The sequence below is a fragment of the Nocardia flavorosea genome (assembly GCF_015477805.1).
Lineage (GTDB): Bacteria > Actinomycetota > Actinomycetes > Mycobacteriales > Mycobacteriaceae > Nocardia > Nocardia flavorosea_A.
In genome coordinates this window covers 1960347-1972082 of record NZ_JADLQL010000001.1, presented here as the reverse complement: position 1 = coordinate 1972082, position 11736 = coordinate 1960347, and the positions used below count along the sequence as shown (strand labels likewise).

Here is an 11736-nt window from a genome sequence, read left to right as displayed (position 1 = left end):
GACCGAGTCATCCGGTTCTTCGGAACGGCACAGTTTTTCGGCGCTCTGCTCCGGCCGGCCGCACGATAAGCACCTCGTTGCCGGGTGGCGGTAATGCGGCAGGCCGGGGAGTGGTGCTGTTCCGGTGGATATGATGGATCAGCTCGCTGTTCTGCTCCGGGGTGGGTCGGTTGTGCAGTCTTGCTGGATTGCGGTGTGCGGGCCGGACCGGTGCGGCGGTTGCGCGGGTTCGTGACCGTCGGTAACGTCTGCCCAGCCGGCAGCAGGGGGCGGAGACGCCGGTCCTCCCCGGGGTCGGACGAATAGTGGTCATCGGCGGTGGAGGTCGGCATTGGTGATCGCGGGGACGCGACGGTTGCTGGTTGCGCTGGTCAGCGGGGCGGTGCTGGCGATGACGGGGTGTGAATCGTCCACCGAGGGGACTTCGGCTCCGGTCGCTCCGAGTATGGCGCCGGACGTACCTGCCGGGTTCAACCCTTGTACAGATGTGCCGAAGAGCGTGCTTGACGCGGAAGGCTTGAAAATGCCGACCCCGGACGATACGGAATTATCTGGCGGAGCGAAGTGGCGAGGGTGTATCTGGGCCTCGGCGGACGGGTATGCGGTGGGTATCCAGACGACGAATCTCACCCTCGATATGGTGCGGGATAAAGCTTTCCCCGAGACCGAAGAATTTACGCTCGGCTCCCGGCAAGCTCTGTCCACGAGGAGGTCGGAAGGGAACCCGGAAGAGTCCTGCTACGTCAATGTAGAAATGGCCGGTGGTAGCTTGCAATTCCGGTTGACCAACCCGGCGTCCGCCCCTGACACGGGGCATCTGGATTCCTGTGATCTGGCCAGGGAGCTGGCTGGCGAGGTTGAGCCGTCGATTCCCGCGGGCGTATAGCGATTCGTTGGATTCAGCGTCCAGGGAGGGAGATACTATGAGTGACGAGCCAGCTCCGCGGCCGATGGCTAATATGCTTGCAGCGGCGAACGAAGGACAGATTTCAGTTCAGATGTCTCCGGAGGAGTTCATCTATCTTGACCGCGATTGTGAGACATTCAAAATCACGATCCGGACGATTCAAAACCTTGCGAAGGAGATCGGGGAGCAGTCCCACTGGGGGTTGGGGGAGGCCAATGATGATTTGTATTCTGCGCGTGCAATGGTGGGTCGTTACAAGGTGAAAGCCATGGGAGCGCCGGACGGCAACAGTGTGCACCTGATCATGGATCAGCACTTCAAGATCGTCGAGGATATTCAGAATACCTACCGGAGCATGCGTGATCGGATAATGCAGGCCGATAGTGAATGGGCGGCCGCGTACAACGCGCTGAGCGCCACGCTACCCGAACGTCCGCCAGTCGGACCAACTCCCGGCCCACATATCCTCCCTGACGGATCCACCAGGTGAACAACGTGCCCGACTTTGAGAAACCGATCATTTCCGGCGGCGGGGAGGTTCCTGAAGGCTGGGACCACCCCAAGATCAGTAGGGCGTTCAGTCCGCTCGTCATCAAAGACGCGACGGATCAGGCCGACAAGTATTGGCAGATGCGGAACCTGTGGGAGCAGGGCGTCGAGACCTTTGTCCGATCTGCTGAGGCATCGCTTGCCGAGGCGTGGTCCGGCCCGGCCGCTGAACAGGCCAAACAAGCCATCAAGAATTACATCGATAAGCATGCCCGTCCGGTGACCCCCGCGCTCGAAATGCTGTCACAAGGTGTTCGCAGTGCAGCTACTTCCATCGAGAATACGAAAAAGGGCATCCCCGAACCGATGGACGCCGGAGATAGTTGGGTAAACAGGACGTGGAACGGGTTCTGGCACGACGAAGAGATCAGTCGGCGAACCGATGAAGCGCGTGAGGCGATGAAGAGCCGATACGTTGAACCGTTCGGGACACTCGATACCCAGATCCCGGTGATTCCCGTCCCGATCGGCCCCACCTCGACCGCCGATATCCCCGCACCCCCGCCCGGCGGCTACAACACCGATACGGGAAACCCCTCGGGCAACCCCAACGGCACCGCGCCCGGCGAAACCCCCACCGGTGAAACGCCGGGCACCACCGAGGAAGAGACGCAGAGCAAAACTCCCGGGGACGACCCGACGACCCCATCGACCACCACATCTCCGGGTGAAACAGCTACCGCACCGGCCGGGACCCAACCACCGACCACGCCCACGGTTCCGGCAGGCACGACGCCGGCTGGGGTCACCACCGGGCCGGGTTCGCCGGGTGGCGCACCGCCTGGAACAGAGACCCCTGGGCCGGGGCGTACGGTCCCTGGTGCCCCGAACGCTGCTCCTGGCGGCCCGGCTGGTGTCGCTGCCGCCACCGGGACCACGGCAGCCGGAACACGCGGTATGACCGGTATGCCCATGGGAGGGGCGGGCGCTGGTCGGGGCGGCGGCCAGGACGACGAATCGAACCGCTCGATACCCGACTACCTGATCAATCAGGAGAATACCGACGAACTCTTGGGTGATATTCCCCCGACCATCGAGGGCGGCGTGATCGGCTCCAATCCGGAGTAATTGCGGCGGTTTTCGATAGGGCCGAGGATCGCCCGGCCACCGGGAGCGCCTCCTCCGGCGCGGGCGCGCCCGGGCATTGCCGATTTGCCGGAAGCGCTGTTTCGGATCTGGAAAAGGGAACGACAGATGTCCGAGTGGACCTGGGAGCAAGACGATTTCGCAGCGCTGTGGTACAGCGACGCCTACGACAGATTTCCCAGCCCGCTGCGCTACACCAGCCGATTCACGTTCAACGATGAACTCCGCGCGCATCGGGTCGCAGTGCGGGAACGGTATTCGCGCGAAGAGCGCGCCGCGATCCAGGTGGCGCTGGACACGCTGGGTACATCGGGAATGCGTATCGCAATATTCGGCGGCACCGTTGCGCACAAACGCAGCACCGGACGTACTGATATGCGTGACTACCGAATCATCGGCGCCCGCACGGACGCCCATGCCGTAACGTTGACCCAGGCCGGAAACGCAGACGATTTCGGTTCCATCCAGCTGCGACTGTTCCGTCCGGAGAATCTTGCGGCCCGATTGGTCTCCGCATTGCCCGGCTGCGCACCGGGGTCCGCTGAACCAGCGACCTTTCATCCCGGCGATCTCGAACCGCGCACGGAGCAGTTCGAAGATCCCCGGCGTACTCGCTCGCGTGACGCGTACCGGCGGCTGGTCGGCCGGGAAGCCGATGGAGGAGGGTGCGCGGTCCTGCGTATCGGGCGGTACGACGCGGCTACGGATCCGATTCGCACCCTGGAGTGGTACGACATCACCGGCGACGGCCGCTACACCGAACAGCGTGGCAATCATGTGACGGTGCGTCCGGCTACACCGGCAGAGTTCACCCGGCATTTCAGCACGTGGCTGGACTTCGCTTGGAAGCGGTTGGAAGAGGAACGCGCCGACGTCTGGTGAGCTGCCCGGCAGCGCGGGTTCCGCTGCTCGAAATCTGCCGCCGCCGGCGCGCGAACGCCGGCCGTCGCCGCCGTGTCCTTCCGTTACGGCGCTCACCGGGCCGAACTCGAATCCGGGTGCGTGGTACCCAGGCGTAGCAGCGCGGCATGGTTGTTCTCGTCGAGGGCGAGCGCGGCGGTCCACAGGGAAGCATCCAGGCTTTCGGGGATCCGCCAGCTCTCCGGTGGGGTCGCAGGCAGGTGGAGGAGGATCGGTTCCAGGTCGGGGACGTGCCGGCGAACGACCGCCCACCATTGCCGACCTGTTGCGTCGATGATGACGGCCGCAATCAGGTCCTCGGTGTCGGGTAACCGGTCGGCCACGGTCCGGACCGGCTCGGGAATATGGCGGTTATTCGCACTCGGGTCCAGCTGATCGGCGAACACCGGAAAGACGAATCCGAATCCGAACATGCCGGCGCCGAGAATGGTTCGTAGTTGGGCTGCTTTCACGTGAAGCGGATTAGGCTCGTCCGCCTTGCGATCGTGATCCAATTCGACTCGTACGCAGTCGGTGTCGATCGAGTGGCCGTCGAACCGGAAGCCGTACAGCATGGGTAACAGTCCAGCGGGCATGGCGAGCAGATAGTGCGCGGTGATCTCCGCGATGGATTCGTCGTCCGGATACTGGATGGTACTCATCCGGTGCGGCCTTCCGGCATGGCATTCGCCCAGAACTCGTGGCGGATCGCATCCCATAAACGGGTGTGCTCGGGGAACCGTTCACGCATCTCGGCCAGGTCCGGAATGTACGGGCCGACTATCGACAGCTCGACCGGGGCGCCGGACGACAAGCGCACCCGGAGGATGCGGATACTCGCGCGATCGCAGCGCCATGCGGCCGACCAGCCGTCGACCTCGGTGTACCGGGTGCCTTGATCTGCCGGATGTGTCGCGCGCGGGAACCTTGTGATGGTCCGGTCGGCGAATGCTCCACTGCGCGGACCGGTGTGCGCTGGGGCCGCCAACCCATTCGCGTTGATTCCGAACCAGGTCCGGTTCGCTCGGCCGGTACTGCGCATCCGCGGTAATGCTCCTTTGCGCCAACGGCTTCCGTGTCTCTCGGGCATGTGGTTATGTTGCTGCACGTCAGAGGCTTGGAATATCTCGATGAGGGGCCTTCGCAGGTTTGGTGTATCTGCCCAGCACGACTCCCAGGGCACGCCTACGATGATTCTCGACCTGAGAAACGCCGAGCGATTCCATTGAGAAACAGGGGAGGCGCTATGCCGAGCAAGGCGGATCTCAGCGGCACCACACTGCCGCGTCGGCAACTCGGGCGGGCGTTGCGCGATGCCCGCCATGCACTCGGGTCCACGTTGGACCAAGTGGCGCGGGAGACCGAGTTCAGCCGGGCGACGCTCAGCCGGATCGAGCTGGGACAGTACGAGAAGATCAAGGTCAGAGAGGTGGAATACCTCTGCCGCTATTACTGCCTGCCGCAGGAGCGGACCGCCTACTTGATGGCTGTGGCGGCAGAATCGAACACCAAGGTGTGGTGGCAGAACTACCGGCACTTCCTTCACGAGGGTTTCAGCTCGTATCTCGAACTCGAATCCTATGCCACGGAATTCCGCTTCTTTCAACCCCTGCTGATCCCTGGACTTCTGCAAACGCCCGACTACGCCAGGGCTGTCTACCGCGCGTCAGCACCGGACGATCCGGAATCGGAAGTCGAGAAGTGGGTCGAGATGCGAGTTCATCGCCGGGCCCGACTTGTACAGCGGCGCTGGAAGGTTGAGCTCGAGTTCTTGCTGCACGAAAGTGTGCTGCACACGGTGGTCGGCTCGAATCGCATCATGGCTGCGCAGTGTCGGCATATGGCAGATGTGAGCACGCACGAGAACACCGTGGTCCGAGTGGTTCCATTCGGTGCGGGTCTCCCGACCGGCCACGTAGTCCCGCCGTTCATCGTGCTGGACTTTGCGGACAGTGAGCCGTCGGTAGTGCACACCGAGGGCGCCATCGGCTCGATGACTTTCGAAGACAACGATGATGTCCAACGGTTCCGGGCGCTGTACGACACACTCCGGTCGGCAACTCTGGACGACGTGAGTTCGCGGGATCGAATCAGAAAGATAGCAAGGAGATACGACCAGTGACGAACGATCTATCGAATGCGGAGTGGTTCAAGTCATCACACAGCGGGAGTGGTGGAGATTGCGTCGAAGCTGCCTGGCTCGACGCCGGGCTTGTCGGTGTTCGCGATTCCAAGAACCCGACCGGGCCCGCACTGGTGTTCAGCCCGGCAGAGTGGACGGCCTTCACTGCCGGGATGAAGGGATATGGGGGCCTCCGCCTTTCGCGCTGATCACCATCGGCCGGGATTATCACGGGAAGTAGCGGATCTCGGCCGACGAGCTTCGGTACGCCCGCGAGTTCATCGACAAGGACGGCATCACGGCTAGAGAGTGGTGTTATCAACTGATCGGCGTCGCGCCGGTCACGGCGAGAGACAGGGACCAGAGCCGGGCCGCCTCGTCCGGGTCGATGGCGTATGCGCGGACGCCACCGTCATCCATGGGGGTGCCAGGGGCCGAAACATAGGCAACGTCGCAGTCCTCCAGATAGAGGCCGCCGTGGTTGTCGAGGAGCGGGGACGTGGCGGCCCACAGGCCGGTGGCGGCCCCCTGGGAGGGAGTCTTGAAACCATCGCCGATGACGTTGCCGTGTTCGTCCACCCAGCCGCGGTCGATCTGCTCCTGGAGAGGCATCTCCCGCTGGAGCCCGGTGATGATCTTTCCGGGATGGAGGGCGAATGCCCGGACGCCGTCGCCTTTCCCGAGGGCATCGAGGTGCACGGCGAACAGAGCGTTGGCGGTTTTGGCCTGGCCGTAGGCCAGCCACTTGTCGTAGCCGGTACGGAAGTGCGGGTCGTGCCAGCGGATGCCGGTCAGGGTGTGCCCGGCCGAGCTGTTGACGATGACGCGCGCGCCGTCTGCGGCGGCCAGGAGCGGGTAGAGCTCGCAGGCGAGGGTGAAGTGCCCGAAGTGGTTGGCGGTGAGTTGGCCTTCCCAGCCGGGCCCGACCCGCCGCTCGGGGGTGGCCATGACTCCGGCAACGCCCATCAGGAGATCGAGCGCGTCGACCCGGTCGCTGATGTGCGCGCAGGCTGAACGGACGCTGTGGATGTCGGTCAGGTCCATGGGGATGACCTCGCAGTTTTTCATCTCCTGCAGAGCAGCACGGGCAACATCCGGGCGGCGGGCGGGAACGATGACCCGGACTCCGGCGGCCGTCAGAGCCCGGGTGGTCTCCAGGCCGAGCCCGGAGTAGCCCCCGGTCACCACGGCCGTCTTTCCGGAGAGATCGAGGCCGGCCACGACGTCCGCGGCGGTAGTGGACGCGGAGAAGGCCGAGCCGAGCGGCTGCTGATCAGAAATGGTCATGCCGCCGACGCTACGATCTAGAGCGAGGTCTAGATCAAATCCAGGAGTGAGCGGGATGACGACCACCGAGGCTGCCGGGCAGTCGCTGAGCATCGGCGAGGTAGCCGAGCGGACCGGACTGAGCGTGCACGCGCTGCGCTTCTATGAGCGCAAGGGCCTGCTTGTCGGGCCGGTCCAGCGCACGTCGGGCGGCCGACGGCGCTACACCTCTGTCGATGTCGAGTGGTTGTTGATCTGCGTCAAGCTCCGCGAATCCGGCATGCCGCTCGCCGACCTCGAGCACTTCGCCGAACTCGTGCGCCGAGGACCGGGCAACGAGGAGGAACGTTTGCGACTGCTGGACGCCCATCGGCAGCGCGTCGACGCACAGATCCAGGCGCTGGAGGAGTGCCGGTCCGTCATCTGCTGGAAGGTCGGCGTCTACGCCGAGCACCTTGCCCGCGGTGAAGCCGACGGACTTTGGGACCCGACGATCTGAAGCAAGGGCCACCGCGTCGGTGAACTCTCCTCGGCCGGCAGCGACTTCTGGTGCCTCCGGGTAGTCCACAACGGCCGAGTTCGGTCGCTGACCAGCGGCCACACCCAGTAGCCGGCGAGTTCGTGCGCCACGATTACTCGTGGTCTGCCGGGGTCCGAACTCGGGTTGCCGGCAGTTACGAGGTCGTTTCGGTCGGGTTGGTGGCGAGTACACAGGCAACGGGAGGGTCGAGGTAGCCGGTTTCAGGGGCCGACACGCCTGCCACTCCACATCAGTCGCACAGGGCGTGCGTGAGCATGCTGCGGCTATCGGTATCGGCGGGTGTCCCGGTGTAAGAGAGGGTGACCGCCCGCCCGGCCGAGGTGGCGCCGGAGAGCGCGGTGAACCCGAAGATCCCACCGTTGTGCCCGATGAACTGTGCGCCGCACGGTAGTTCGGTGTATCCGAGGCCGAGACCGTAGAACATGCCGTCACCGTTGCCCATATCCACACCGTCCAGCATCTGCTGCAATTGGGGTTGCGGCACAACTTGTCCGGCGGACAGGGCGGTGTAGAAGCGGTTCAGATCGGCGCCGGTGCTGACGAGCGCGCCCGCACTCCACGGCAGCGACGGTTCGATGTGGGTGACGTCTGTGATTTCGCCGTCGATGGTCCGGTATCCGATGGGATGTGGTTCGCGCAGATCGGTGTCACCGGCAGCCGGCAGATAGGTGTCGGACAGGTTCAGCGGCGCGGTAATGCGGTCGCGCAGCTCGTCGCTGTAGCGGTGGCCCGTCACCACCTCGATCAGCCGGCCGGCGACGAGGTAGTTGGTGTTGGTGTATTCGAACCGTGCGCCGGGGGCGAACTGTGCGGGGTTGCGCAACGCCTGCGTAATCACCTGATCCGGGTCGAAAGTGCGGCCCTCGTGCGCGGCACTGTATTCGCTCTCTCCAGGGGAACCGGTCAGTTCGGGCAGACCACTTCGGTGGCCCAGGATCTGACGGACGGTGACGGCCTGCCCGTTCACGCCGGTGCCGGTGAACAGGTCGGGCAGGTAGGTGGCGATCGGACGGTCGAGATCGACTCTGTGCTCCGCAGCCAGTTGCAACACGATCGCAGCGGTGAATGTTTTGGTGACGCTGCCGACCCGGACATGCTGCGGACGGTCGGCGGGGATCGGTGACCGGGCGCTGATATCGGCGACTCCTGAGGTCAATACGGTTTCGGAGTCGCCTTCGGTGAGTGTGGCAATGGCACCGACAGCGCCTGAACCGACCGCTGAATCCAGGTCTGCTTGCACACTGTTCACGCGATCGGCAGACACGAGAGGTGCAGTGGATTCCCCGGCGGTGCTGCAGGCGGTGAGCAAAACCGCGCCGGTACAGATCGAGAAAGCGGCAGCCTGTATACGCATGAAACGACGGTAGGAAACTGCCACCGCCGCGCGCACCGGACTGCAGTACGACATCGGTGTGGCACCGGAGTACGACGAGAGGGGGCTCGGTTCAGGAGCTGGGCCGGGTGACGCCGTCCGCTTCCAGCCTGGCCCGGACCTCCGCGATATGTTCGGCCAGTTCGTCTTCGTCGATGACCTTCCGGGCGATCAACGAATGTGCCAGCGCGACAAGCTGATTCTCGGGAAAGGGTAGCGCCGGGTACACCTCCCCGGTGAGACGATCCTCCTCTTCGCGCCGGGCGAGCAGCGGCAGTGCGGTTCCTTCCCGATCGAGGGCGTCGCACACGCCGTCCAGGCTCGATTTCCAAGGCGGCGAGGGATTCTCGACACCGTACTTGTCGGCCATCCGGGACCACACCTGATCCCGGTTGATCATTTCCTCCAGCAGCCGAACCCTGATCCGGGTGACATCCTGGTCCACTGGCATCTGTTGTCCTTCCGGTCGGTCAGCGGTTCTGCACCGGGTGGACCGCGGCATGTACCGGGCGATCCACATCCGCGGTTCTTCCAGGCTTGGGCAGGGCGACCCCGATCAGGCAGTCACGCGTCACGATCTGCGTGAGCTGCTCCTCGTTCCATCCCTGGGTACCGTCCGGGCGCACCGGTAACACCATGAACCGGTGCTTGGAATTGGAATCCTCGACTCGGATCCGGACGTCCTCGGTGAGATAGAGGCCGAACTCGGCGAGAACCTGACGCGGCCAGCGGACCAGCCGGCGGCGGTAGTTCGGCGTCCGATACCACTCGGGCGAATTTCCGAGCAGTGGGCGGGGATAGCAGGAGCACAGGCTGCAACAGATGACGTGATGCAGCGTCGGGGTGTCTTCGAGAATGTGGAGCGCGGTGAAATCGCTGGGCGTCCCGAACCCGGTCGGCTTCAACCAGTCGATACCGACTTCGTGGCAGGCGGTGACGGCGTCTTCCAGCGCGAGCTGCTTGAAATCGGGGTCCGACCACGCCTTGGCGACGAACCGGGCGCCCGGCGCCGGTCCCAATTGCTCGAAATACTCCGTGTACCGGCGGTGATCCTCGGCGGTGAACAATCCCTTCTCGATTGCCAGCTCGCGTAGCGCGATTTCGAGCACCTCGAAATCGGTGACCTCCTCGACCATCGGTGCCGCATGCCGAGGGGCTGCGTCGTTTTCACCTTCGTTCGATATCCCGCCCATCGTGTTCCTTTCCTCGAGGTGTCACGGGATCTACGAGATCGGCTGAAGCCAGGGTTCCGATATTTCCGCTTGTAGAGTGTCGCCGGCGCACCCTCGATACGGGCCCCACAGCTCTGTCATATCGAAGCGCACGATGTAGAACCATTCGGGCCGCCGATCCTCGCGGTCGAACGCCTCGTCCTCCGGTATCGGGCTTTCGTAGGACACCTTGACGACGGTGCCCTGTTTTCCGCGCAGATACTCCTGGGTGCGGGTGTAGAAGATTGTCGGAAGTTCCCGCACCGAAACCTGGTCACCGACCGTGAACCGGGGAGCACCGGCTTGTCCGGCGAAGCATTGGGGGTCGCCCAGACCGACCGCGTCCCGGTGATGAGTATTGCGAGCCACGGCGGTACCGTCCCCGGTGCTACGGGGTGCGGCTTCCAACGGGCCGGGCCGGCCTGCGTACCGCTCGCGGACCTCCTCGGTGCGTTCGAGCAGTTCACGCAGCGTGATATGCCGTTTGTCGATGAGACAGCGGGCAATGGCGAGCACCCAGCGGCCGTAATAGGGAAACCCGAGATACTGTGTCCGTCCGATATCGACGTTGCCGATCCGCCGGCGTTCCTCGGACGTCCAGATACCCCGCCAGCCGAGCACTTCGCAGGTGACGAACGTATTGAGCTCCCAGACCTCCTCCTCTTTGTCCTCGAAAACAGCCGGTGCATCGGGTTCGCCGCCCACATCGTGCGGGGTTTTCATGAATGCGCGGAAGAGTTCGTGATCTATCTGATCGGGGTAGGGCCAATCGCGGATCTGATGGAGCGCTACGCGCAACTGGCTGACGTAGTCGTCCATAACCGAATTTGCCATGTCAACCATCTCCCTGAAATGGGTAGGCCGCTCCCAACCTTAATGGGAGCAGGCCGGGTTTCCGGGTTTCGATATCGTCAAATCTGTGACTCGGTTCCGACCCGGCTAGGCTTCCCGAGGTGCGCCCGACACCTGCCTTCGTGAACCTGCTGGACGACGCCGCCTTCCTCTCCCTCGAACACCAGTTGCACCTGGCCGACGTGCTGGGCGAGCATTCGTGGCAGGTGAACCTGCAGACCAGGTCGTTCACGTTCGACACCGAGCGCGGCAGCGTCGAATGCACCGACTTCCATTTTCTCGGGACCGCGGCACCCGGCCCGAGTTCCTGGCTGTGGTCGTGGGCCAACCGGTCCGGGTTCCCGGAATCGGTGGCCGCGCTCGCGGCATCCGTCCGCAAGTTCGGAGTCGAGCACGAGATCAGCGAACTGTCTGTCCCGGAACTGCCCTTCGACACCCTCCCTTTCGACCAGCCGGAGCCGTACCAGGTCGCGGCTGTGCTGACCGAAGCGGCCAAGGCTGTCACCGCCCACTGGACCGGCTATCAGGGGCCCGCCGGCGACGACGGGACCCGCGCGGCATTTCTCGTGGACCATCCTGATTTCCGGCTACCACCGGCCGAGGGGGCGCGGATCATGCGGACACTGACCGAGGGGCTGTCCGGCCTGGCGTTGTACGACCAGCGCCGCGCGCTGAACAGCTACCTCGCGCTACGCGGTCTGAATCCGGTGTTCTCGGCCGACGAAAGTCAGCTGATCGTCGACTCACCGGTCCTCGCCGGGACGATCGGATTCGACGAGCACGGTGTTGCGGCCTCCCTCGAGTTGACGAGGCCCGGGTCTCGATAGAACCGGCCCACACCTGTGTTCTCGAGAAGTACCTCGCGGTGCCGGAGAGGTTTTCCTCGTCGAGCGGGTTCCGGTCTCGTCGCGCAGTGTCACTCCACTGCTC

15 protein-coding genes are annotated in these 11736 nt (G+C 64.1%); 8 read left to right on the top strand and 7 right to left on the bottom strand.

Features of this window, described 5'->3' with window-relative positions:
• Window positions 1-334: 334 nt before the first annotated feature.
• The 4 genes from IU448_RS08870 to IU448_RS08855 all read left to right on the top strand — a co-directional run bounded on the left by IU448_RS08870 (window position 335) and on the right by IU448_RS08855 (window position 3424).
• A complete protein-coding gene (locus IU448_RS08870) occupies window positions 335-886 on the top strand; it encodes a DUF3558 domain-containing protein (protein WP_324188550.1) in 552 nt (183 codons plus the stop codon).
• A gap of 37 nt (window positions 887-923) precedes the next feature.
• Window positions 924-1397: a hypothetical protein gene (locus IU448_RS08865; protein WP_228812082.1), complete on the top strand. Its 474-nt coding sequence runs from the start codon at window positions 924-926 to the stop codon at window positions 1395-1397.
• On the top strand, window positions 1394-2524 hold the full coding sequence (locus tag IU448_RS08860; RefSeq protein ID WP_228812081.1) for a hypothetical protein: 1131 nt from the start codon (window positions 1394-1396) through the stop codon (window positions 2522-2524). The genes IU448_RS08865 and IU448_RS08860 overlap by 4 nt, the downstream gene beginning before the upstream one ends.
• A 126-nt stretch (window positions 2525-2650) precedes the next feature.
• Window positions 2651-3424, top strand: coding sequence for an ESX secretion-associated protein EspG (locus tag IU448_RS08855; RefSeq protein WP_195054901.1), 774 nt, complete (start codon window positions 2651-2653; stop codon window positions 3422-3424).
• A 92-nt stretch (window positions 3425-3516) separates the two neighbouring features.
• Here the strand turns inward: IU448_RS08855 and IU448_RS08850 are convergent, their stop codons facing one another.
• Both IU448_RS08850 and IU448_RS08845 read right to left on the bottom strand, forming a co-directional pair.
• The gene (locus tag IU448_RS08850; RefSeq protein WP_195054900.1) at window positions 3517-4104 is read right to left on the bottom strand and encodes a hypothetical protein; all 588 of its coding nucleotides are present in this window, start codon (window positions 4102-4104) and stop codon (window positions 3517-3519) included.
• On the bottom strand, window positions 4101-4484 hold the full coding sequence (locus IU448_RS08845) for a hypothetical protein (protein ID WP_195054899.1): 384 nt from the start codon (window positions 4482-4484) through the stop codon (window positions 4101-4103). Before IU448_RS08845 ends, IU448_RS08850 begins: the two co-directional genes overlap by 4 nt.
• A 204-nt stretch (window positions 4485-4688) precedes the next feature.
• Between IU448_RS08845 and IU448_RS08840 the strand changes: the two genes are divergently transcribed.
• Together IU448_RS08840 and IU448_RS08835 are read left to right on the top strand one after the other, a co-directional pair.
• On the top strand, window positions 4689-5564 hold the full coding sequence (locus tag IU448_RS08840) for a helix-turn-helix domain-containing protein (protein WP_195054898.1): 876 nt from the start codon (window positions 4689-4691) through the stop codon (window positions 5562-5564).
• Window positions 5561-5773, top strand: a complete 213-nt coding sequence (locus tag IU448_RS08835; RefSeq protein WP_195054897.1) for a DUF397 domain-containing protein — start codon at window positions 5561-5563, stop codon at window positions 5771-5773. Before IU448_RS08840 ends, IU448_RS08835 begins: the two co-directional genes overlap by 4 nt.
• Before the next feature lie 109 nt (window positions 5774-5882).
• Here the strand turns inward: IU448_RS08835 and IU448_RS08830 are convergent, their stop codons facing one another.
• Window positions 5883-6851 (bottom strand): SDR family NAD(P)-dependent oxidoreductase, encoded by a 969-nt coding sequence (locus IU448_RS08830; protein WP_195054896.1) that lies wholly within the window; start codon window positions 6849-6851, stop codon window positions 5883-5885.
• A 55-nt stretch (window positions 6852-6906) separates the two neighbouring features.
• Between IU448_RS08830 and IU448_RS08825 the strand changes: the two genes are divergently transcribed.
• Window positions 6907-7329, top strand: a complete 423-nt coding sequence (locus tag IU448_RS08825) for a MerR family transcriptional regulator (RefSeq protein ID WP_195054895.1) — start codon at window positions 6907-6909, stop codon at window positions 7327-7329.
• A gap of 271 nt (window positions 7330-7600) precedes the next feature.
• Here IU448_RS08825 and IU448_RS08820 read toward each other — a convergent pair whose 3' ends face one another.
• From IU448_RS08820 to IU448_RS08805, 4 genes are all read right to left on the bottom strand, one after another.
• Window positions 7601-8725, bottom strand: a complete 1125-nt coding sequence (locus tag IU448_RS08820; protein ID WP_228812080.1) for a serine hydrolase domain-containing protein — start codon at window positions 8723-8725, stop codon at window positions 7601-7603.
• A gap of 91 nt (window positions 8726-8816) precedes the next feature.
• Complete coding sequence (locus tag IU448_RS08815) at window positions 8817-9194, bottom strand: thiocyanate hydrolase (protein WP_195054893.1); 378 nt, start codon at window positions 9192-9194, stop codon at window positions 8817-8819.
• A gap of 19 nt (window positions 9195-9213) precedes the next feature.
• Window positions 9214-9936: a thiocyanate hydrolase subunit gamma gene (gene scnC, locus IU448_RS08810; RefSeq protein ID WP_195054892.1), complete on the bottom strand. Its 723-nt coding sequence runs from the start codon at window positions 9934-9936 to the stop codon at window positions 9214-9216.
• Between the two features lie 30 nt (window positions 9937-9966).
• Window positions 9967-10788, bottom strand: a complete 822-nt coding sequence (locus IU448_RS08805) for an SH3-like domain-containing protein (protein ID WP_195054891.1) — start codon at window positions 10786-10788, stop codon at window positions 9967-9969.
• A gap of 119 nt (window positions 10789-10907) precedes the next feature.
• Here IU448_RS08805 and IU448_RS08800 point away from each other — a divergent pair, with 119 nt between their 5' ends.
• Window positions 10908-11633: a DUF6882 domain-containing protein gene (locus tag IU448_RS08800; RefSeq protein WP_228812079.1), complete on the top strand. Its 726-nt coding sequence runs from the start codon at window positions 10908-10910 to the stop codon at window positions 11631-11633.
• The last annotated feature ends 103 nt before the right edge of the window (window positions 11634-11736 follow it).

Coding starts and splice junctions, on each gene's coding strand:
- IU448_RS08820 (WP_228812080.1), bottom strand. CDS start 8,725: ATGCGTATACAGGCTGCCGCTTTCTCGATCTGTACCGGCGCGGTTTTG.
- IU448_RS08850 (WP_195054900.1), bottom strand. CDS start 4,104: ATGAGTACCATCCAGTATCCGGACGACGAATCCATCGCGGAGATCACC.
- IU448_RS08830 (WP_195054896.1), bottom strand. CDS start 6,851: ATGACCATTTCTGATCAGCAGCCGCTCGGCTCGGCCTTCTCCGCGTCC.
- IU448_RS08815 (WP_195054893.1), bottom strand. CDS start 9,194: ATGCCAGTGGACCAGGATGTCACCCGGATCAGGGTTCGGCTGCTGGAG.
- scnC (WP_195054892.1), bottom strand. CDS start 9,936: ATGGGCGGGATATCGAACGAAGGTGAAAACGACGCAGCCCCTCGGCAT.
- IU448_RS08865 (WP_228812082.1), top strand. CDS start 924: ATGAGTGACGAGCCAGCTCCGCGGCCGATGGCTAATATGCTTGCAGCG.
- IU448_RS08825 (WP_195054895.1), top strand. CDS start 6,907: ATGACGACCACCGAGGCTGCCGGGCAGTCGCTGAGCATCGGCGAGGTA.
- IU448_RS08840 (WP_195054898.1), top strand. CDS start 4,689: ATGCCGAGCAAGGCGGATCTCAGCGGCACCACACTGCCGCGTCGGCAA.
- IU448_RS08805 (WP_195054891.1), bottom strand. CDS start 10,788: ATGGCAAATTCGGTTATGGACGACTACGTCAGCCAGTTGCGCGTAGCG.
- IU448_RS08855 (WP_195054901.1), top strand. CDS start 2,651: ATGTCCGAGTGGACCTGGGAGCAAGACGATTTCGCAGCGCTGTGGTAC.
- IU448_RS08845 (WP_195054899.1), bottom strand. CDS start 4,484: ATGCGCAGTACCGGCCGAGCGAACCGGACCTGGTTCGGAATCAACGCG.